The organism is Natronoarchaeum mannanilyticum, from assembly GCF_039522665.1.
GTDB classification, from domain to species: Archaea; Halobacteriota; Halobacteria; order Halobacteriales; family Natronoarchaeaceae; genus Natronoarchaeum; species Natronoarchaeum mannanilyticum.
Map to the genome: position 1 here is coordinate 102,538 of NZ_BAAADV010000004.1, position 18,908 is coordinate 121,445.

The 18,908-nt window shown below is 68.2% G+C and carries 22 protein-coding genes and 2 tRNA genes; 8 read left to right on the forward strand and 16 right to left on the reverse strand.

Annotation, left to right across the window (positions count from 1 at the left end):
* Positions 1-19 precede the first annotated feature (19 nt).
* Positions 20-970, reverse strand: a complete 951-nt coding sequence (locus tag ABDZ81_RS11230) for a DUF5794 domain-containing protein (RefSeq protein WP_343774071.1) — start codon at positions 968-970, stop codon at positions 20-22.
* Between the two features lie 3 nt (positions 971-973).
* A complete protein-coding gene (locus ABDZ81_RS11235) occupies positions 974-1,180 on the reverse strand; it encodes a DUF8099 family protein (protein WP_343774072.1) in 207 nt (68 codons plus the stop codon).
* Positions 1,181-1,419: 239 nt separating this feature from the next.
* Between ABDZ81_RS11235 and guaB the strand changes: the two genes are divergently transcribed.
* Positions 1,420-2,919, forward strand: coding sequence for an IMP dehydrogenase (guaB, locus tag ABDZ81_RS11240; RefSeq protein ID WP_343774073.1), 1,500 nt, complete (start codon positions 1,420-1,422; stop codon positions 2,917-2,919).
* 204 nt (positions 2,920-3,123) lie between these two features.
* Here the strand turns inward: guaB and ABDZ81_RS11245 are convergent, their stop codons facing one another.
* The 4 genes from ABDZ81_RS11245 to ABDZ81_RS11260 form a co-directional block, all read right to left on the reverse strand.
* On the reverse strand, positions 3,124-3,504 hold the full coding sequence (locus ABDZ81_RS11245) for a DUF7344 domain-containing protein (protein WP_343774074.1): 381 nt from the start codon (positions 3,502-3,504) through the stop codon (positions 3,124-3,126).
* A gap of 187 nt (positions 3,505-3,691) precedes the next feature.
* Positions 3,692-3,765 (reverse strand) — tRNA-Lys (locus ABDZ81_RS11250).
* 97 nt (positions 3,766-3,862) lie between these two features.
* Positions 3,863-4,072: a hypothetical protein gene (locus ABDZ81_RS11255; protein ID WP_343774075.1), complete on the reverse strand. Its 210-nt coding sequence runs from the start codon at positions 4,070-4,072 to the stop codon at positions 3,863-3,865.
* A gap of 242 nt (positions 4,073-4,314) precedes the next feature.
* Positions 4,315-4,389 (reverse strand) — tRNA-Glu (locus ABDZ81_RS11260).
* Positions 4,390-4,592: 203 nt separating this feature from the next.
* On the opposite strand from ABDZ81_RS11260, the gene ABDZ81_RS11265 reads away from it, so the two are divergent.
* Positions 4,593-5,324, forward strand: coding sequence for a fumarylacetoacetate hydrolase family protein (locus ABDZ81_RS11265; protein WP_343774076.1), 732 nt, complete (start codon positions 4,593-4,595; stop codon positions 5,322-5,324).
* Positions 5,325-5,361: 37 nt separating this feature from the next.
* On the opposite strand, the gene ABDZ81_RS11270 is transcribed toward ABDZ81_RS11265, so the two are convergent.
* Positions 5,362-6,111 (reverse strand): ribonuclease H-like domain-containing protein, encoded by a 750-nt coding sequence (locus ABDZ81_RS11270; protein WP_343774077.1) that lies wholly within the window; start codon positions 6,109-6,111, stop codon positions 5,362-5,364.
* 254 nt (positions 6,112-6,365) lie between these two features.
* On the opposite strand from ABDZ81_RS11270, the gene ABDZ81_RS11275 reads away from it, so the two are divergent.
* Entirely contained in the window at positions 6,366-7,106 is a 741-nt protein-coding gene (locus ABDZ81_RS11275; RefSeq protein ID WP_343774078.1) for a CehA/McbA family metallohydrolase, read from the forward strand.
* Position 7,107: 1 nt separating this feature from the next.
* Here the strand turns inward: ABDZ81_RS11275 and ABDZ81_RS11280 are convergent, their stop codons facing one another.
* Complete coding sequence (locus ABDZ81_RS11280; RefSeq protein ID WP_343774080.1) at positions 7,108-7,869, reverse strand: hypothetical protein; 762 nt, start codon at positions 7,867-7,869, stop codon at positions 7,108-7,110.
* Positions 7,870-7,958: 89 nt separating this feature from the next.
* Complete coding sequence (locus ABDZ81_RS11285; RefSeq protein ID WP_343774081.1) at positions 7,959-8,687, reverse strand: TraB/GumN family protein; 729 nt, start codon at positions 8,685-8,687, stop codon at positions 7,959-7,961.
* Between the two features lie 203 nt (positions 8,688-8,890).
* Here ABDZ81_RS11285 and ABDZ81_RS11290 point away from each other — a divergent pair, with 203 nt between their 5' ends.
* Positions 8,891-9,313: a hypothetical protein gene (locus tag ABDZ81_RS11290; RefSeq protein ID WP_343774082.1), complete on the forward strand. Its 423-nt coding sequence runs from the start codon at positions 8,891-8,893 to the stop codon at positions 9,311-9,313.
* Between the two features lie 15 nt (positions 9,314-9,328).
* Here the strand turns inward: ABDZ81_RS11290 and ABDZ81_RS11295 are convergent, their stop codons facing one another.
* Positions 9,329-9,712, reverse strand: a complete 384-nt coding sequence (locus ABDZ81_RS11295; RefSeq protein WP_343774083.1) for a thioredoxin domain-containing protein — start codon at positions 9,710-9,712, stop codon at positions 9,329-9,331.
* A 150-nt stretch (positions 9,713-9,862) separates the two neighbouring features.
* Here ABDZ81_RS11295 and ABDZ81_RS11300 point away from each other — a divergent pair, with 150 nt between their 5' ends.
* Positions 9,863-10,894 (forward strand): PLP-dependent cysteine synthase family protein, encoded by a 1,032-nt coding sequence (locus ABDZ81_RS11300; RefSeq protein ID WP_343774084.1) that lies wholly within the window; start codon positions 9,863-9,865, stop codon positions 10,892-10,894.
* 130 nt (positions 10,895-11,024) lie between these two features.
* Positions 11,025-13,220, forward strand: coding sequence for an alpha-amylase family glycosyl hydrolase (locus ABDZ81_RS11305; RefSeq protein WP_343774085.1), 2,196 nt, complete (start codon positions 11,025-11,027; stop codon positions 13,218-13,220).
* 21 nt (positions 13,221-13,241) lie between these two features.
* On the opposite strand, the gene ABDZ81_RS11310 is transcribed toward ABDZ81_RS11305, so the two are convergent.
* Together ABDZ81_RS11310 and ABDZ81_RS11315 are read right to left on the reverse strand one after the other, a co-directional pair.
* Positions 13,242-14,171: an alpha/beta fold hydrolase gene (locus ABDZ81_RS11310; protein WP_343774086.1), complete on the reverse strand. Its 930-nt coding sequence runs from the start codon at positions 14,169-14,171 to the stop codon at positions 13,242-13,244.
* Positions 14,168-14,776, reverse strand: coding sequence for a DUF5804 family protein (locus tag ABDZ81_RS11315; protein ID WP_343774087.1), 609 nt, complete (start codon positions 14,774-14,776; stop codon positions 14,168-14,170). Before ABDZ81_RS11315 ends, ABDZ81_RS11310 begins: the two co-directional genes overlap by 4 nt.
* Before the next feature lie 120 nt (positions 14,777-14,896).
* Between ABDZ81_RS11315 and ABDZ81_RS11320 the strand changes: the two genes are divergently transcribed.
* Positions 14,897-15,124: a hypothetical protein gene (locus ABDZ81_RS11320; RefSeq protein WP_343774088.1), complete on the forward strand. Its 228-nt coding sequence runs from the start codon at positions 14,897-14,899 to the stop codon at positions 15,122-15,124.
* A 13-nt stretch (positions 15,125-15,137) separates the two neighbouring features.
* Here ABDZ81_RS11320 and ABDZ81_RS11325 read toward each other — a convergent pair whose 3' ends face one another.
* The 4 genes from ABDZ81_RS11325 to cyaB all read right to left on the reverse strand — a co-directional run bounded on the left by ABDZ81_RS11325 (position 15,138) and on the right by cyaB (position 17,800).
* Positions 15,138-16,343 carry a methionine adenosyltransferase gene (locus ABDZ81_RS11325; RefSeq protein WP_343774089.1) on the reverse strand — a complete coding sequence of 402 codons (1,206 nt, stop codon included), beginning with the start codon at positions 16,341-16,343 and terminating at the stop codon, positions 15,138-15,140.
* Positions 16,344-16,459: 116 nt separating this feature from the next.
* Complete coding sequence (locus ABDZ81_RS11330; RefSeq protein WP_343774090.1) at positions 16,460-16,930, reverse strand: PIN domain-containing protein; 471 nt, start codon at positions 16,928-16,930, stop codon at positions 16,460-16,462.
* Positions 16,927-17,178, reverse strand: a complete 252-nt coding sequence (locus ABDZ81_RS11335; RefSeq protein ID WP_343774091.1) for a hypothetical protein — start codon at positions 17,176-17,178, stop codon at positions 16,927-16,929. Before ABDZ81_RS11335 ends, ABDZ81_RS11330 begins: the two co-directional genes overlap by 4 nt.
* A gap of 64 nt (positions 17,179-17,242) precedes the next feature.
* Positions 17,243-17,800 carry a class IV adenylate cyclase gene (cyaB, locus tag ABDZ81_RS11340; RefSeq protein WP_343774092.1) on the reverse strand — a complete coding sequence of 186 codons (558 nt, stop codon included), beginning with the start codon at positions 17,798-17,800 and terminating at the stop codon, positions 17,243-17,245.
* 118 nt (positions 17,801-17,918) lie between these two features.
* On the opposite strand from cyaB, the gene ABDZ81_RS11345 reads away from it, so the two are divergent.
* Positions 17,919-18,863, forward strand: coding sequence for an FKBP-type peptidyl-prolyl cis-trans isomerase (locus ABDZ81_RS11345; protein ID WP_343774093.1), 945 nt, complete (start codon positions 17,919-17,921; stop codon positions 18,861-18,863).
* Positions 18,864-18,908: the final 45 nt, after the last annotated feature.

The window sequence follows — 18,908 nt, forward strand, 5'->3', positions numbered from 1 at the left end:
GTCGTGACGCCGCCGCGTCTCAGAGCCAGGGTTCGCGGCTCTCGCCCGGTCCGTCTTCGGCGTCGTCCGCGCCGACGGTGTCCCATCCCCGGCTGCGGTCGCCGCCGTCGGGGACCTGCGGGTTCGCCGCGGCCAGCGGGTGGTCGTCGGTGCCACCGACTTCGGCGGGAGTCTCACGCGATCGTCGCTCCGTCCCGCCTTCGCTCGTCGACGCCGAACCGACCGCCGCGTCGCCCGGCGGTTCGGCGTTCGGGTCGAGCGCGAACAGCGTCGTCAGGCCGAGCACCGCCAGCGGCGCGTAGTCGCCGAACGGGTAGCCCAGCAGCGACAGCGGGAGCAGCCCCAGCGCGACGGCGCTACCGAAGCGGAACCGGTCGAGGTGGACCAGCTCGCGCAGCGTCGGCGCCAGCAGCGCGACGGCGAGCGCGAAGCCGACGCCGACGCCCGCCGCGGCGACGCCGCGGGCGACCAGCTCGGGGTCGGTCACCAGCGCGACCTGCAGGCCGCCGACGTCGAGGCTGGCGAACAGCCCGAGGCCGACGATGACCGCCGGTCGCGGCAGGAGCTCGCCGATGCGGGCGCTGGCGGTCTGGGCGGCGACTGCGAGGATCACCAGCGCGGCGAAGCGCTCGAAGATCACCATCTCGAGGACGCTCTCGATCGTCGGCGCCAGCGCCGCCTCGATCGCAGCGAGCGCGAGCAGCGGGACGCCGACCAATAACACGGTCGTCGCCTGCTCGCGCGGGCCGCCGTCCATCTCCGCGAGGATGACCGCGACGGTCGCGCTGCCGCCGAACACCAGCAGGCCGACCTGCAGGATGCCGGCGGTCGAGTCGAGGGCGCCCGCGAGCACGAGCGCGGGGAAGATGCCATCGAGCAGCGGCAGGAACATGACGGTCGCCAGGAGTCTGGTCGAGCCGCCGACCAGCTCTTCGATCTCCAGGGCGACCGGGTGTTGGGAGCTACTCATCGCTCACGTCGGGTGGCCGTGCCCCCTGGCCCGCGGGTGGTCGGCGCCGCGTTGCGGTCCCGCCCGGACGCCCGTTGCGCCGGCGAACCAGTTCGCGCCGTCCGTCCGATTTGTCGCCAGTTTGCTCTCCATCGCGGCTGTAAAGCAGTGGTCCGCGTCCGCGCGCGGCTGACCAGCGATGCTGGCTGCGATGGAACTGGCGACGTCCATACTACATAATCTATCAGGTGGAGCCATAAACGTTCCGTGAGACGCGGACACACGCCCCGAAACGCCCGATACGGGCGAGTACACTCGTCGATGTTCAACTTCGTACACCGATGCGTGGACGTTCGTCGACCGGGCTCTTGAGCACCCAATCGGGCGGCGAACGCCGCGCAGGCGTGACAGATCTCCCCAGTGGAGCGGCGTCTCGCAACGTTTTTGGGGCGGCGCGGCGGACCACTGACATGGCGAACGACGTTCCCGACGACGGTCCATTCTCGGAGAAACTTCGCGTACCGGAAGCGCTGACGTTCGACGACGTGCTGCTCCGCCCCAAGGAGAGCACGGTCGAACCGGACGAAGCCGATCTCGGCACGCGAGTCTCGCGTAACGTCGAGTTGAACGTCCCCGTCCTCTCGGCGGCGATGGACACCGTCACCGAGAGCGACATGGCGATCGCGATGGCGCGCCAGGGCGGACTCGGCGTCGTCCACCGCAACCTGGATCTCGACCGCATGGTCGAGGAGATCGAGAAAGTCAAGCGAGCCGACGAACTGATCATCCGCGACGTCGTCACGGCCGAGCCCGGTCAGACCGTCCGGGAGGTCGACGCGATGATGGAAGGGGAGGGCGTCAGCGGCGCTCCCGTCGTCGACGACGACGGCGAGGTGCTCGGGATCATCTCGGGCACGGACATCCGCCCGTACCTCGAAGTCGGCGAGCACGACGAGGTCCGCGAGGCGATGACCGACGAGGTCATCACCGCGCCCCAGGACGTCACCGCGCGCGAGGCGCTCGAACTGATGTACGAGCACAAGATCGAGCGCGTCCCCGTCGTCGACGACGAGAACCGCCTGTCGGGTCTCGTCACGATGCAGGGGATCCTCCAGCGCCGCGAGTACGGCGACGCGGCCCGCGACGAGAACGGCCGCCTGCGCTGCGGCGTCGCTGTCGGCCCGTTCAACCTCGAGCGCGCCGTCGCCGCCGACGAGGCGGGCGCCGACGTGCTCTTCATCGACACCGCCCACGCCCACAATCGGAACGTCGTCGAGGGATCCCGCGAGATCAAAGAGGAGGTCGACGCCGACGTCGTCGTCGGCAACATCGGCACGCGCGAGGCCGCCGCCGAACTCGTCGAGTTCGCGGACGGGATCAAGGTCGGCATCGGGCCCGGCTCGATCTGTACCACCCGCGTCGTCAGCGGGGCCGGGATGCCCCAGATCACCGCGGTCACGCAGGTCGCGGACGTGGCCAGCCAGCACGACGTGCCCGTCATCGCGGACGGCGGCATCCGCTACTCCGGCGACGCGATCAAGGCGATCGCGGCCGGCGCGGACGCCGTGATGCTGGGCTCGTACTTCGCGGGCACCGACGAGGCGCCGGGCCGCGTCGTCACGATGAACGGCAAGAAGTACAAGCAGTACCGCGGGATGGGGTCGGTCGGCGCGATGTCCGCCGGCGACGACGAGGACAACCGCTACCTGAAAGAGGAACCAGACGAGGAAGACGAGTACGTCCCCGAGGGCGTCGAGGCGGCGACGCCGTACAAGGGCAGCCTCGCCAGCGAGCTCCACCAGCTCACCGGCGGGATGCAAAGCGGGATGGGCTACGTCGGCGCCGAGACGATCCCCGGCTTCAAGGAGCGCGCCGAGTTCGTCCGCGTCTCGGGCGCCGGCCAGCGCGAGAGCCACGCCCACGACGTCGTCATCACGGACGAGGCGCCGAACTACAGCCCCGACGAGTAACTACTCGCAGGTCGGGCTGCAGGCCTGCTTTTCCGCGGCGTTGGCGTCCGGGTACGCTTTGAACTCGCTACCACAGGAGTCACAGTCGTACGTTTCGAAGTCGGACATGCCAGTCCGAACTACTGTTCGGCGATCCAAAATGCCTTACGGCGTCGCGGTGCGTCGTCGGGAACCGTCGCTCGGATTCGCGTCGCTACCGCTCCGTCATTCGACCGACGCCAGCACTCGCCGGTCGAACTCCCGGGACGGCGAGTACGTGGTTACCCCCGCGTCGGAATCGTAGTCGACGACGCCGTACTCGTCGAGCATCGGGAGGTGTTTGTGGTGAAGCGAACACTCGACGCGTCGAACGACTTCGTCGGACGCCGCGTCGGCGCCGGCTTCCGCCGCCGCGATCCGACGGGCGATCTCGCGTCGGTCGAAGGTGCTCGCGTCGGCGTTTTCCAAGATCTGGATCATCCGACGCCGTCGTTCGTGGCCCAGCAGTTCGAGTTCTCGTTCCAGCACCGCCGCGTTCAGCGGCCGGTCGTCCGTCGCGCTCGAACGCCTTTCGCCCCCGAGTACCGGACTATGGTCGTTAGCCATTGCTATCGGATTCAACGACGAGCACCTACATAAGATTTGGTTGCTGTACCGGAAACTGCATGCCCGTTTTATTACACTAATGTATAGCGGGATAATACCGGCGGGCGATTCTCGTGTCCGCTACACTGTACGACCGCATCGCACCGGTCGACAGTTGATACTACCACGTGAATGATCGCGGGAAAAGCGGGCCGGACGCGATTTGAACGCGCGACCGTCTGATTAAGAGTCAGACGCTCTGCCGGACTGAGCTACCGGCCCTCCTGCACTTTCGGGTTACCGGGGTACAGTGAAATACGTTGTGTTTCAACTTCGTGATTGTGGAGCGGTGACGAACCGCCGCACCGACCGCCCGCGCTCACATCCCCCATCCGAACAGCACGCCGCCGACGAACAGGGCGGCGATGCCGACGCCGAGCTGTCCCGTCGCGAGCAGCCCCAGCGACCCGATGCCGAAGACGGTCCCGATGAAGAGCGCGGCCCAGTGGGGCCCGCTCCGATCGTCTCGCCTGTCCAGCGCCGCATCGAAGATCGCGGAGCCGGCGATCTCGATGACGTCGTCGAGCATGTCGAGACGTTTCCACTCCTCCGAAAAAGTAGTTATCACCCGATCGACCGGCGAAGCGCGCTCGGTGCGAGCAATAACTTTCCGGTGCGTGGTTCCACAGAAGGATGCTCCATCTGGGATTTGAACTCGATGGCGAGACTCGCTCCGCTCGTCTCGCGTAGTTCAAATCCCAGCGAGTTACATTCCTCTCGCAAACGTTGCTCGCGACACAGCGGTCGCTCGCCGGTTTGCATCGAGAGAAGTGCTCCGTCTGGGATTTGAACCCAGGTCATCGGCTCGAAAGGCCGAAATGATTGGCCGGACTACACCAACGGAGCGCCGCAGACCGCCTCGCGATCAGCGAAGCGTACTCTTGGGTATCCGGCTAATTCGCTTAAAGGTGTCGTTCCGAAGGCGCCGTGGGAAGGCGTTTCGGGGGCCGACTCATCAGCGGCATTCGGGCGAAAGCGGCGTCCCGACGCCGACGGAACGCGGTGCCGGATGTCGAACGTTTAACGCGCTGGCCGACCGACGACGGAGCATGAAGTACGTACGCTTTCGGGACCCTGCGGGGTCCGTGCGACGCGGCGAGTACCGCGACGGGACGATCCGCTTCGGCGGCAGCGAGTACGACCCGGAAGACGTGGACGTGCTCCCGCCGACCGATCCCTCGAAGGTGGTCTGCATCGGCCGGAACTACGCCGAGCACGCCGACGAGCGCGACGAGGACGTACCGGATCGGCCGCTCCTGTTTCTGAAACCGCCGAACGCGCTGGCGGGCCACGGGGACGAGATCGCGCTCCCCGAGGGCAAAGAGCAGGTCGAACACGAGGCCGAACTCGGCGTCGTGATCGGCGAGCAGTGCCGGAACGTCGACGCCGACGACGCTCTGGACGTCGTCGAGGGGTACACCTGCGTGAACGACGTTTCCAATCGCGACGACCAGCGGGTCGAACAGAACTGGGTGCGAGGAAAGGCGTTCGACGGCGCCGCGCCGATGGGCCCCGTCGTGGCGACGCCCGACGAGGTGCCCGACGACGCGAGCATCACACTTCGGGTCAACGGCGAGACGCGCCAGGACTCCTCGACGGAACTGCTGATCTTCTCGATCCCGGAGCTGATCGAGGAGATCACCGAGTACATGACCCTCGAAGCGGGTGACGTGATCGCGACCGGGACGCCCGCCGGCGTCGGTCCGCTCGCTGACGGCGACACCGTCGAGGTCGAAATCGAGGGCGTCGGGACGCTCGAACACGACGTTCGCGCGCCCTGAGCGGAGAGCGCCCGAACGGTCTCCGAACGAGCGCCGATCAGTCCTGACGGGCGGCCTCGAACACGTCGCGGTGGAGCTCGTCGGTGACGGTCTCCATCAGCTCCTTGAGGTTGACGGCGTCGTCGCGGTTGTAGGATACCAGCGTGTCCAACGCGTCGTCGTCGCCGTTCTCGTACTCGCGCCAGAGGCGGACGGCGTCGCGACCCGAGAGGTCCGGGCGGTCGCGCTCGATGCCGACGTCCTTCTCGACGGTCTTGAGCCCGCCCGAGTAACCCAGCTGCTTGCAGGTGTACATCAGATCGACGTGGGGCTTGTCCAGATCGAGGTCGAACGACGTCTCCAGGAACGGGACGTCGAAGCGCTTGCCGTTGAACGTCACCAGCAGATCGGCGCCCTCGAACTGGCGGGCGAGCGCGTCGGCGGTCAGGTTCTCGCCCTTGACGAGCGTCGTCGTGTCGCCGCCGCGGTGGAAGCTCACGGTCGTCACCGAGTCGCGGTCGTGATCGAGCCCGGTCGTCTCGATGTCGAAGAAGCAGGCGTCCGATCGGAAGTTCTCGTACAGCCGCCAGCGCTCGCCGGAGGGCAGCGCTCGGTCGAAGTAGCGGGCGTCGCCGCGGTCGAGGCGCTCGTAGGCCTCGGCGATGAACGACTCGATGGCCTCGGCGCGGGTCGGGCCCACGACGGAGCCGTCGAACTCGTCCCAGTGGGTCACCCCGGCGCGCCAGAGCTTTCGCTCGGTCGCCTCGCCGACGCCGCTGACGGGGATGAAACTGTTCTCGATGCGCACGTGTCGTCTGGAGCGCCGCTCGGTCGTAAACGTTCGCTTTCCGCGGGCGGGCGAGGGGTGGACGCCGCCGTCAAGCCGGACGCGCCGCGGCGGTCGGCGTCGGGATCGCGCGGCCGAGAATCGCGGACGAACGCGGCGCGAAAGGCGAACTTACCGCGATAGGACTGGCGAGTCGCCGCTCCCGCGTCGCAGGGCTGCGCTACCCACCCCGACGACCGAGCAGTTAATGCGTCCCGAGGACGTTCGGATGGTAGATGACAGAGGGGGTATCGATCGCGATCGATCCGCACGTCCACTCCGAGCAGTCATACGACGGCCGCGAACCGGTGGAGATGATTCTGGCGCACGCTCGCGCGATCGGGCTCGACGGCGTGGTGATCACCGATCACGACGAGATCGAGGCGTCGCGCCGGGCCGTCGAGCTGGCCGACGAGTTCGGCCTCGTCGGCATCCCCGGCGTCGAGGTCTCGACCGCGCAGGGCCACCTGCTGGCGATCGGCGTCGACAGCCGACCCGCCAAGGGGATGGACCTCGACAAGACGATCGAGGTCGTCCGGGACGACGGCGGCGTCGCGATCGTCCCCCACCCGTTCCAGCGCTCGCGCCACGGCGTCCGCAAGCGCAACCTCGACGACTGCGACGCGATCGAAGTGTTCAACTCGATGGTGTTCACCGGCTACCGGAACCGCCGCGCGCGGACGTACGCCCGCCGGCACGACTACCCGCCGATCGGCGCCAGCGACGCTCACTACCTGCCGTTCGTCGGGCGCGCGTACACCGAGATCACGCTCTCGGACACCGAGATCGCGCGCCCCGACGTCGACGGCGAGGTCGTCGTCGACGCGATCCGCTCGGGCGCGACGAGCATCAGCGGCAAGCGAACGCCGATCACCCGCAGCGTCCGCCAGTACGCCAACGGCGCCCTCAAGAAGGCGGCCTACGGCGTCGCCGCCCGCATGCCCGGGCTCTCGGTATCGCCCTATAGCAGCGGGTAGCTCACTCCGCGAACTCGCCTTCTTCGTCCAGGTCGTCTTCGTCACCCGTTTCGTCCTCGACCGGACTGAGCTGGCGCTCCCGGGTTCTGATCCTGGCCGACTTCGCTCGCCGCACCACGCCGGCGCGCCGCGAGGACCTGACGACGGCGACCGGGTGACGAGCGCCCCGCTCCTCGGCGATTTGCAGGGTTCGCTCGAACAGCCGATCGGCGTCGGCGTCCATCCGAGCGCCGGAGTACGCGAGCAGGTACGCCGCGACCAGCGCCAGCGCGGTCAGGAGAAACAGCGCGGTGCCGAGGCCGGGGAGAACGGCGACGCTCGCGAGCCCCGAAACCCCCGCGAGCGCCGCGATCCAGCCGCCGGCGCGCCACCGGATGGAGCTCTCGGACGCCGCGGCGAGCGGATGTCGACCCGACGCGACGACCGGCAGCCCGCGCTCCGCGGCGACGTCCTCGACGGCGAGATGGACGAACCTTCTCCCCGCGGTTCCGTAGAACGCTCGATCTCGGAGGGCGCCGAGCGCGACGACGAGGCCCCAGAATAGCAACGCCGGATTGCGCAGGTAGCCGATCGTGCGCTCGTCGAGCGAAAGCTTCTCGGCCGGCCGATCCAGCACCAGCAGATCCGCGTCGTCGGGGAGTTCCGAACGGAGCGTCGCCGGGACGCCGTCGTCGGCCGGCTCGACGCCGAACACCGTCAGCTCGCGCGGCCGGTCGACGGTGTCGGCGTTCTCTGGCCAGGGGCCGTCGGCTGCTGTTGGCACGAGTCGTCTGCAACTGTGAGTACCGGATACTTGAATGAACTGCAGGAGTTGCCCAGCGGGCACGCCGAAAACAGCGGAGAAAGCCCGGCTTACTCGTCGGCCAGCCGCTCGACGACGGGATCGAGGTGATCGCGGCCGACGACGGCGACGACGCTCTCCTCGTCGCTCCGGTCGGCGATCGCTTCGGCCATGGCGGCCTCGCGAGCGCGGTCGCGCAGCGCCGTGGCGCCGCCGCCGTCGAGCGCGCCCAGCAGCGCGACGCTGCGGCGGATCTGCCGGCGCTCGTCGGTCGCCTGCGCCTCGGGCGCGTCGGCGTCCGTACAGCCGTGGTCGGTCGGCGCGTCGAGCTCGAACTCGACGTCGGTCCGGTGGGCGACCGGCGCGGCGAGCCGGGACGCGAGCGCGCGTTTGGTCACCGTCGCGAGGCCGCGGACCACGCGTTCGACCTCTTCGCGACCGACGTCCTCGGATCGGCTCTCGCGGACGAGTGCTCGCAGGAACCGGCCGCTGGGGGCGTCGATTCCGGCTATCTCCGCCCCGTCGGCGGCGTCGATCGCGGCGCTCATCTCGCCGCCGCGGTCGACCGACTGGTCGGGGTTCTCGACGTACGCTCGGTACAGCGGGACGGCGAGTTCGGGCAGTTCGAGCGCGACGACGTCGGGCGCGACGGCGTCGACGAGCGAGCGCACGCGGTGGACGCTGGCGGGGTGGTCGTGGACGACGCCGACGACGAACACGTCGCGCGCGCCGGGGACGCGGCGGACGTGCTCTGCGTCGAGGCGGGGATCGTCGGGGAGGCGGTCGATCGGCGAGGGCATCCTGTCGTGTCGCTAGAGCAGACTACCGGGGATAAATCTGGCGCTAACCAGGTTTAGAGAGCGTATACTGTATGATTTGGTTACCTGTGCGTCTGTGTATCTGTCCACGTGTCGACCGATGAGCGTCGGCGTCGAGCGGCGGTGCGGCACGCTTACCCGGCCCGAACTCCTCGCTTCGATCGAGTGATGCAGGTGACGACTGCGTGACGGACGAGGCCGACCGCGCGGCAGACGATGCGACCGAGAGCGCCGCAGACACAGCCGACAGCGACACTGACGCTGCGTCCTGGTGGTCGATCGAAGGCGAGACGACCGGCGAGCGGGTCCGCGACGGGCTCCCCCAGCTCGCGATCATCGTCGTGACGGTCTGGCTGGGGACGTCGATCGCCTACAACGTGCTCTCGGCGGCGTTCGATCCGATCTCGGCGACGGCGTCGATCGCGATCGGTTCGCTGTACGTCGGTCTCCGGTTACGTCGGTGGCTGACCGTCGACGGCGGTGACGCCGAGAAACGCGAGGACGAGTCGAGCGGCGACGCCGCTGACGAACGCGAGAACGCGTCGGACGTAGACGCCGCTGACGAGCGCGAAGACGAACCGGACGCCGACGCGGCGCCGGCCGAATAGAGAAAACGAGCGCCGTCAGGCGGACAGTTCGGATTCGCGGAGTTCGTCGGCGAGGTAGACCGCCGCCGGTACCTGCTCTTCCTCCTCGAAGCGGACGATCTCCTCGCCGTCGCGCTCGACGACGATCGTGGCGATCAGCTCGACGTCGTACTCGTCGGTCAGCGGGCCGTTCTTGTCCTCGTCGACCGGGATCTCCTCGACGCGATCCGCCGGGAAGCCCGCAGCGTCGAGCGCGGCGCCGAAGTCGGGCAGCTCGGCGCGGCAGTCCTTGCACCAGTCGCCGCCCCACACTTTGATCGTAACCGATTCGTCCTCGGCGAGCTCCGCGAACACGTCGACCGTGTCCTCGTGGGCATCCTCGTCCCACGTCGGCGTGGGCTCCATCGTTTCGAGACTCATACCCGCCCGTTGGGTTCGAGGGGGCTTAACCGCCTCGCTCCCGGTATCGATTCGCGGGCGGTAGGTGGTCCGCGAGCGGGGGCTGCGCGAGTGAGCGACGCGCGCACGGATCCATCAGTCGTTTACGTATCTGGCGCGTACGACGCGCCAATGAAGCGTAGCATTCTGGACACCATCGGGTCGCCGCTGGTACAGGTCGAGTCGCCGGAGGGCGCCACCGTCGCCGCGAAGGTGGAGTCGTTCAACCCCGGCGGTTCGGCCAAGGACCGGCCGGCCCGCCAGATGGTGCTGGCCGCCGAGCGCGAGGGCGTCATCGAACCGGGCGACGAGCTCGTCGAGCCGACCAGCGGGAACACCGGCATCGGCCTCGCGCTGGTCGCCGCCGCGCGGGACTACGACCTGACGATCGTGATGCCGGCGGGCAAATCCGAGGAGCGCCAGCAGATCATGCGCGCCTACGGCGCCGACCTCGAACTGATCGACGGCGACATGACCGACGCCCGCGACCGGGCCGACGAGATCGCCGCCGAGGGCGCCGTCCAGCTCGGCCAGTTCACCAACGCCGCGAACCCCGAAGCCCACTACCGGACGACCGGCGAGGAGATACTCGAGCAGGTCGGCGACCGCGAGGTCGACGCCTTCGTCGCCGGCGTGGGAACGGGCGGAACGATCAGCGGCACCGGCCGCCGGCTGAAGGAGGAATTCCCCGAGATGGACGTGATCGCGGTCGAACCCGAGAGCAACGCCGTGCTCTCGACCGGCGAGTCGGGCGACGACGACTTCCAGGGGATGGGGCCGGGCTTCGTCTCGGAGAACCTCGACGTCGACCTGATCGACGAGATCGAGACGGTCCGGCTGGAGGACGCCGAAGACGAGTGTCGGCGTCTCGCCCGCGAGGAGGGGATCCTCGTGGGCCAGTCCTCGGGCGCGACCAGCATCGTCGCCCGGCGCGTCGCCGAGCGCATCGCCGAACCGGAGCGGGAGTGCCCGCCGTCGCCCTCGGAGCTGACGCCGGCGGCAGACGCCGGCGACGAGCGTGCGAGCGGTGTCGACGACCAGCGCGCCGACGGCGGCGACCTCGATCCGACCGACGGCGCGTACGACGACTGCCCGCTGGTCGTCACCGTGTTCTGGGACAGCGGCGAGCGCTACATGTCGACGGGTATGTTCGACGCCGAGTGACGGCGCCGTCGCTGATCCCCGCCTCGATAGTGTCGCTTTCGAGGTGATTCCGGATCGCTCCCGCGGAGATGCAGTGTGACGTAATCCTTCATCAAAATTTTTAATTACCGTGGTGGCAGTTACCATCACAGTGCAACGACGTACGTTTCTGGCGAGCCTGTCCGCCGTCGCCGGCGCCGCGAGCGTCGGCGTCCCGGCGAGCGCGGAGCACGACGCCAACAAATCGGAACTCGATCTAGTGAGCGGTGACGGCTCCAGCCATCCCGGCCCGCCGCGGTTCACCTACGTCGGCCAGGGGTTCGTCAACCCCGACGGCCAGCAGGAGCAGACGCGCAACGACCTCGCGCCGTGGAATCCCGACGGCGACGCCGAGTACTCGTGGTCGGTCGTCGAGGCGCCCGAGGGCGCCACCGCCGAGCCGACCGACGCGCCGGTCGCCGAGTTCGAACCCGACGTCCCCGGCGAGTACACGCTCGCGCTCGACGCGCCGGACGGCACTCACAACCTCACCGTGCGGGTGTTCGACGAGGAGAACGACTTCATCGGCGGCGAGGGGATGGAACCCGGCGACGCCGACACCGATCCGAGACCCCGGATCGACCTCGACGCGTCGGTGGAGGGCGAAGAAGTGATGCTCTCGGCGACGACCGAGATCGTCGAGGAGGCCGACGCGAGCCCCGAGGAGCTCGACGTGGAGTTCTACGTCGACGACCGCGACCAGGTCGCGCTCGGCGAGGGACCGTCGGTCCCCGCCGACATCTCCGAGACGGTCCGGATCCACGCCGTCGCGGTCGGCGAGCGCCACTCCGTCGCCGACGCGATCGACGTCGTGCCGGGGGACGACGGCGTCCGGATCGAGCACCCCTACGAACCGCCCGAGTGGGCGAAAAACGCCGTCATCTACGAGATCTTCACGCGCCGGTTCCCCGACCAGGACGACCACACGTTCGACACGATCGCCGAGCGGCTCGACCACGTCGAGGAGATGGGCGCCGACGTGCTCTGGATGACGCCGTTCGTCGCGACGGATCGCGGCTACGGGACGCCCGAGAACCTCGGCGGTCCCCACGGCTACCACACGACGGACTACTTCGAGGTCGATCCCGACCTCGGGACGATGGAGGACTTCGAGGCGATGGTCGACGCCGCCCACGAGCGCGACATCAAGGTCGTGTTCGACCTCGTGATCAACCACACCTCGCACCTGCATCCGTTCTTCCGGGCCGCGAGAAACGCCAACGCGGAGAACCACGAGAAGTACAAGGACTGGTACCGGTGGCGCGACTTCGAGCGGCGACAGCAGGACGTCTACTTCGGCTGGAGCGATATTCCGAACCTGAACCACGAGAATCCGGAAGTTCGGGAGTTCCTGCTCGACGTCATCGACTTCTGGGTCGAGAAAGTCGACGGGTTCCGCTGCGACGTCGCGTGGGGCGTCCCGATGAGCTTCTGGAAGGAGATCTACGACCGCGTCAAGTCCCACGATTCGGAGTTCTTCCTGCTCGACGAGACCTGGCCCTACGACATGGACATGGGCGAGGGGCAGTTCGACGTCCACTACGACAGCGAGCTGATCGAGGCACTCGTGAACGCCCCCGAGAACGCGGAGGGCATCCTCGACGCCGTCCACGAGCGCCAGTATCGGGGTGCACACCCCGACTCGGTGTTCATGCAGTGGGCCGAGAACCACGACACCGACCGGTACAAGGAGCGAACGAGCAGGTCGGCGCAGATGGCCGCGGGCGCCGCGACGTTCACGCTGCCGGGCGTCCCGGTGATCTACGCCGGCCAGGAGACCGGCATGGACGAGGCCAGGACGCCGATGAACTGGGGCGACTTCGACCAGGAGCTCGTCGAGCACTACAAGAACCTCGTCGAGCTCCGCAAGAGCCACGCCGCGCTGCAGACCGACGCCGAACTGGAGCGCATCGAGTACGGCGCCAACGCCGACGACGTCGTGGCCTACGCCCGTCACGACCCCGAGTCGGGCGAACGCGTCGTCGTCGCGCTGAACTTCGGGACGAGCGCGCGGAACGTCCGTCTGAGCGGCACCATCGGAGAAACGGACCTGATCACCGGCGACGGTGCGGACGTCGCGTCCGGCGACGGCCATGTCGACGTGACCGTCGACCACGCGGCGGTGCTCCAGGCCGACGAACTCGCCGACGACTCTCTCGACGCGCCGCCCGAGGCGTCCGAGGGCGGCAATTCGATCCCCGGCTTCGGCGTCGCGGCCGGGGCGGCGGGCGCGGCCGGCGCTGCGGGTGCGGCGGCGCGGCTCGCACGTAACGGGACCGACGACGACAGCGACGGCGAAGGAGCCTGAGCGGCGACTGGCGGAACTCTCTTACTCGCTCAGAAACTCGCCGAGGATCTCGTTGAACCGATCGGGACGCTCTCGCGGGACCCAGTGGCCGCAGTCGTCGATCAGTTCGAGGCGAGCGCCCGGGATCGCGTCGGCTGCGACCTCGGACCACTCGGGCGGAACGAGCGAGTCCTGCGCGCCGTGGAGCAACAGCGTCGGCATCGACAGCTCGCCCAGCCTGTCCGAGTAGTCCGTCCGGACGCCGTTCGGCCGGAACTCGTCGCGCATGAACGCGAAGAACGCGTCGCCGGCGCCCGAGCGGCCGAGCCGCTCGTTGACCTCCGCGACGAACTCGTCCGAGAGGCCGGCCGGATCGTGGACGAACTCGCCGACGGCCATCCGGGTCGCGTCGGCCGACGAGCCGGCGAACTGGCGGCCGAACACGTTGGCGAACGGGGTGTTCGCCAGCAGGTACGAGCCGACGCCGCCGGGCACCGCGTCGCGCAGGCCGTAGCTGTCGACGAGGACGAGCCGTTCGACCAGGTCGGGCCGAACGAGCGCGACGCCCAGCGCCGCGGCGCCGCCCATCGAGATGCCGACCAGCGCCGCGCGGTCGAGCGCGAGCGCGTCCAGAAACTCCGAGAGCACGCCGACGTAGTACTCGGTCGTCATCGCGCCGTCGGGAGCGTCGCTCTCGCCGTAGCCCGGCCAGTCGAGCGCGTAGACGCGGCGGCCCCGTTCCTCGGCGAGATATTCGATCGCGTGCTTCCAGGAGAGCGCGGCGTCGTCGATGCCGCTGCCGTGCAACAGGACGATCGGCGGCCGGTCGTCGGCGTCCGAACGCTCGCTGTCTTCGTCGTCCTCCTCGCCGCTACGGAGCATATCGACGCCGGCCTCCAGATAATGGACTCGCCGGTCGTCGACCGTGACGTACCGGGAGTTCGCTGTCGGGACGCGCTCGCTGCGGATCACGTCTCGAACTCCGACTCGGTCACCCTGACGACGACCGTTTCGTCGACGTCGCGCAGGTCGTACTCGGGAACAGAGCCGTCGGTCCGGCGGACGTACAGCGGCTCGACGAGCTTGCCCGGTTCCGTCCGGGCGGCGCCGGCGTCCGGCTCTGACGCCGCGTCGGCGGCGTCCGCGCTCGACGCCGCTACGGGGCTGGAACCGCCGGTTCCGCCAGTCTCGCCCGGCGCGGTAGCGGCGTCGGGGCGTTCGGGGTCGGCAGCTCCATCGTCCTCGCGAGTGACGCCGTAGATCTTGAGGAACGTGCCGGTGTCGGCGGGATCGACGCCGTCGTTCCGGACCGCCTCGGCGAGCTCCCGGGAGAGCCACTCGTCGGCGTCGATCGACGGCTCGCGGACGAACGCGGCGTCGACGAACCGGGTGAGATACCAGTTGAGGTCGTTCAGAAGCGAGACGGCGGCGCCGACGCTGACCGTCTCCAGGGCGATCGCGTTCTCGAACGGCTCCGAGAGGTCGTACGTGGAAAGGGCCTCCCGGGCGGTCTCGCGGGAGAGCAGCTCGTAGCGCAGCACGACATCGGGCGAGCCGACGAGACAGACGCGTGTCACGGTACCGATTGCGGTCCCCGTGGTATTGGGGATTTCGGCTCGACCGGGTCGACGACTACTCAGGTATCCCGGAGCCCGTGAGATACTTGTATCCTGAAATTGGAGGTCTGCACGAAACCGATGGAGCTACCTTCGGATCCGAAACTGCGAACCGCAGTCGTCTACCTCGGCGTCGGAGCGGTGATCCTCGCTCTCGTGGTTCTGTCGGCGATCGTCGTCACGGGGCTGTACAGCCCGGAGTTCGCGACCGCACAAATCAGACGTGGCGTACTCGTCGGCGCGACGGTCGCGCTGGTGGCGCTGTACGCCGGAATCTACGCGGTCGGACGCCGGTTCGTGAACCGCTAGCTGGCGTCCCGGTTTAGAACGTCGTCAGCTCGCCCTCGATCACGCGCTGGGTGATGCCAGTTACGTCGGCGAGCTCGCGGTCGACGATCTCGGTGATCTCCCCTTCGACGTCGCCCAGCTCGACGCCGTCGTCGGTGACGACGTGGACGTCGGCGACGTGCGGTTCGTCGATCGGGCGGCCGATCTGGCTGAGCAGGCGGATCCGCAGGTCGCGGATGCCGTCGACGTCGGCGACGACCTCCTCGGCGATCTCGGTCGACAGCAGATTGTAGATTTTCCCGATGTGGTTGACGGGGTTCTTGCCGCTGGTCGCCTCCATCGACATCGAGCGGTTGGGCGTGATCAGCCCGTTGGCGCGGTTGCCCCGACCCACGGAGCCGTCGTCGCCCTGTTCGGCGCTCGTGCCCGTGGTGGTGAGGTAGATCGAGCCCTCCTCGTAGTCGTCGGCGGTGTTGACGTGGACCGACACCTCGCGGTCGGTGCGCTCGGTCGCCAGCGCCTCGACGTGGTCGTGGACGGCCGTGACGGCCTCGTCGTACTCGTCGAGATCCTCGACGTACCGGTCGACGATGGCGGCGGCGACGGTGATGTCGATCCGGTCGCCCTCGCGCTTGCCCATCAGCTTCACGTCGGGGCCGAGCTCGGGGTGTTCCTCGGCGTAGGGGCCGTTGAGGCTGCGCTCGGCTTCGAGGACGATCTGCTCGGTCTCGGTCAGGGGTGCGTGGCCGACGCCGAAGCTCGTGTCGTTGGCCATCGGCACGGTGGTACCCTCCTCGCCGAACACTTCCTGCAGGTCGCCGCTGCCCTCGCCGAGCTTGACGTCGATGACGACGTCCGTGCCGACGTCGAGCTGCGGGATGTTCTCCTGGAGGTACTCGCGGGCGGCCTCCAGCGCGATCGTCTCGGCGGGGATCCGGGTGCCGTCGTAGCGCTTGGTCGCGCGGCCGACGATCAAGAGGTAGATCGGCTCCTGGACCTCGCCGCCGCCGAACGCGGGCGCCGCGTTGCCCGCGACCAGCTGGGTTTCGTCGGTGTTGAAGTGCAGCACCTTGCCGACGCGGTCGATGTACTCGCGGGCCAGCGCGCCACAGACCGCCTCGGCGACGCCGTCGCAGATCGAGTCGGGGTGACCGATCCCCTTTCGCTCGACGATCTCGACTTCCTGGTCCTCGACTGCCCGCCGGTCGATCGGCTCGACCCTGATGTTCCGCTCTGTCATTACCGAGTAATTATCTTCGCCCCGTTCTATAACTTGCGGAAACCAGTACGGACGCAATCATGCCTGGTAGTTATCCGGGGTCGCAAAGATTCGCCCGGTTAATGGACGCCGTCCGTCTACTGCTCGCGTAGCAATTCGATGCCGCGTTCGACGACGGCATCCGTGACGAAGAGGCTGGTTTCGCGCTGTAGGGTTCGCATGATCGTCGCCGCCTCGTCGCAGTCGAGATCGCCCCGAACATTCCCGAGCGCGACGACACCGATGGAGCCGTGGACCTCGACTCCGCGCTCGGTGGCTTGCTCTCGGGCGTCGAGATCGTCGGTCAACAGTACACAGTCACGCTCCCGTGCGATCGCCAGTGCAGCAGTTTCGCCGGGATCGAGATCGACCTCGGGCAGCGAGTCGAAGTCTGCGGTCACGACGTTGAACTCCAGGTCGTCGAACTCCGCCGGTACGCCGCCGGCTTCCAGTTCCTCGATTACCGTTTGGGGGACGAAGAGACGATCCGGGAGAGATAGCAGTTCGAGCGCGCCGGCTTCGGAGAGATGGATCAGCGGCCCAGTGTCCGTCACCGCGACGACGGTCACGCGTTGAGGCCCCAGTCGACGTCCTCCTCGACGACTTCCCGCTCGCGTTCGGCGCGCTCGAGTTTGGCCCTGCCGACGAGCTTGACCGCTTCCTCGCGAGAGATGTCGTCCCGGAAGTACCGCGAGAGCACGACGTCGTCCCAGAGTTCGTCAAGCCCACGCTCGAGAGCCCGCTCGAAGACCGCGGACTCGGGAACGTCCCGTTCCTCGGCGATCTCGCGGACCCGATCCGATAGGTCGGCGGCCATACCGTCCAGTTGTGCGTCATCGTTCATAAATCTGCGTCGGCCGACGACGGCTTCGGTTATCAGATCACACGTCCTTCTCGGCCAGCAACAGTCCGAGATACGACGTCCGGATCTGCTCGTCGGCGTCCAGCCCGAGGTCGCCGAGCAGGTCGCGGGCTCCGTCGCGTGCCTCGGCGATATCGTCGGTCTCCCGTTCGGTCTCGACCTCGACGAACTCGCCCAGCCCGTCGACGGCGTCGAGCGTGACGTCGTACCCCGCCAGCTCGTAGCGCTCGCGATCCTTCTCGACCGTCGCGGCGGCCTCGAACCCCAGACGCTCGAAGATTTCGGTCGCCGTCGCGCCCTCGTCGACGCCGGTCTCGAACTCCTCGCGCGATTTCGACTCGGCGTCGAGCAGCGGTCCCTTGTAGGTAATCCGGGCGTCCTCCTCGCCCGCCCCGTCATCGGGTGCGCGGACGCGCCGAACTCGCAGCGCCTCGTCGGTCTCGGCGAACTCGCGGTGGGGCGCGTCGAAGTAGGTGTCGACCTGCCGGACCCGCTCCTGGCGGTCGGCGTCCAGTTCGGCCAGTCGCTCGCGGACCGCCTCGTGGTCGGCCCGAACCTTGATCTCGACCTCGTACATGCCAGAGACGTCGGCGCGGGGATCCAAAAGTGGCGTCGTCTCGGTTTCGGTGGCCGCCCCTGCGCCCGTCCGGGTCCAAAACGTGATTGTTTTAAGCCGAACGGGCGACGTTCGAGGTATGAGCGACAATCAGGAGGCCGAGGCGGCCGACGAGCAGGAAGCCGAGACAGAAGAACAGCAGGAGGGGCTTCAGGACGGAGACTTCGTCCGACTGGACTACACCGCTCGCACCGTCGACGACGACCAGCTCGTCGACACGACCGACCCCGAGATCGCCGAGGAGGAGGGCGTCGACGACCAGCAGCAGACGTTCGAGCCGCGCGTGATCGTCATCGGCGAGGGCCACATCTTCGGCGCCGTCGAGGACGACCTCACCGGCAAGGAAGCCGGCGACTCCGGCTCGGTCACCGTGCCCGGCGAGGAGGCGTTCGGCGAGCGCGACCCCGACGAGGTCCGCACCATCAGCGCCGAGAAGATCCCCGAGGACGACCGCTACCCCGGCGCTCACGTCGACGTCGACGGCGAGCACGGCCACGTCGAGGCGATCATCGGCGGCCGCGCGCGCGTCGACTTCAACCACCCGCTGGCCGGTCAGGACATCGAGTACGAGTACGAGATCCTCGACGAGGTCGAGGACGAGGTCGAGCAGGCCAAGGGCCTGATCGGCATGTACGTCGACGAGGACCTCGAGATGTGGATCGAGACCGACGAGGAAGAGGAGGAGGTCGTCGTCGAGCCCGACGATGACGACGAGGACGCCGAGCCCGAGACCGAAACCGAGACCGTCGAGAAGGAGACGCTGTACATCGAGGCGACGCCCCAGCTCTCGATGAACCAGCAGTGGATGTTCTCCAAGCAGCAGATCGCGCAGGACGTCACCGAGAAGCTCGGCCTCGACCGCATCATCGTTCAGGAGACGCTGGGCGAGGGCGCCGGCATGATGGGCGGCATGGGCGGCATGATGGGCGGCGGCATGGGCGGCGGCGACATCGAGGACGCCCTCGAGGACGCCGACGTCGACGCCGACGAGATCGTCGACGAGCTCGAAGACGTCGAAGAGTAACTCGATGCCGAGGCGGACGCGCCGAGCGTTCGCGCCGTCCGCGAC

Bases quoted from the DNA above. Each gene is read 5' to 3' on its own strand.
- ABDZ81_RS11230 (WP_343774071.1), bottom strand. From the start codon at position 970: ATGAGTAGCTCCCAACACCCGGTCGCCCTGGAGATCGAAGAGCTGGTC.
- ABDZ81_RS11235 (WP_343774072.1), bottom strand. From the start codon at position 1,180: ATGGACGTCGCCAGTTCCATCGCAGCCAGCATCGCTGGTCAGCCGCGC.
- guaB (WP_343774073.1), top strand. From the start codon at position 1,420: ATGGCGAACGACGTTCCCGACGACGGTCCATTCTCGGAGAAACTTCGC.
- ABDZ81_RS11245 (WP_343774074.1), bottom strand. From the start codon at position 3,504: ATGGCTAACGACCATAGTCCGGTACTCGGGGGCGAAAGGCGTTCGAGC.
- ABDZ81_RS11255 (WP_343774075.1), bottom strand. From the start codon at position 4,072: ATGCTCGACGACGTCATCGAGATCGCCGGCTCCGCGATCTTCGATGCG.
- ABDZ81_RS11265 (WP_343774076.1), top strand. From the start codon at position 4,593: ATGAAGTACGTACGCTTTCGGGACCCTGCGGGGTCCGTGCGACGCGGC.
- ABDZ81_RS11275 (WP_343774078.1), top strand. From the start codon at position 6,366: ATGACAGAGGGGGTATCGATCGCGATCGATCCGCACGTCCACTCCGAG.
- ABDZ81_RS11285 (WP_343774081.1), bottom strand. From the start codon at position 8,687: ATGCCCTCGCCGATCGACCGCCTCCCCGACGATCCCCGCCTCGACGCA.
- ABDZ81_RS11295 (WP_343774083.1), bottom strand. From the start codon at position 9,712: ATGAGTCTCGAAACGATGGAGCCCACGCCGACGTGGGACGAGGATGCC.
- ABDZ81_RS11300 (WP_343774084.1), top strand. From the start codon at position 9,863: ATGAAGCGTAGCATTCTGGACACCATCGGGTCGCCGCTGGTACAGGTC.
- ABDZ81_RS11320 (WP_343774088.1), top strand. From the start codon at position 14,897: ATGGAGCTACCTTCGGATCCGAAACTGCGAACCGCAGTCGTCTACCTC.
- ABDZ81_RS11325 (WP_343774089.1), bottom strand. From the start codon at position 16,343: ATGACAGAGCGGAACATCAGGGTCGAGCCGATCGACCGGCGGGCAGTC.
- ABDZ81_RS11335 (WP_343774091.1), bottom strand. From the start codon at position 17,178: ATGGCCGCCGACCTATCGGATCGGGTCCGCGAGATCGCCGAGGAACGG.
- cyaB (WP_343774092.1), bottom strand. From the start codon at position 17,800: ATGTACGAGGTCGAGATCAAGGTTCGGGCCGACCACGAGGCGGTCCGC.
- ABDZ81_RS11345 (WP_343774093.1), top strand. From the start codon at position 17,919: ATGAGCGACAATCAGGAGGCCGAGGCGGCCGACGAGCAGGAAGCCGAG.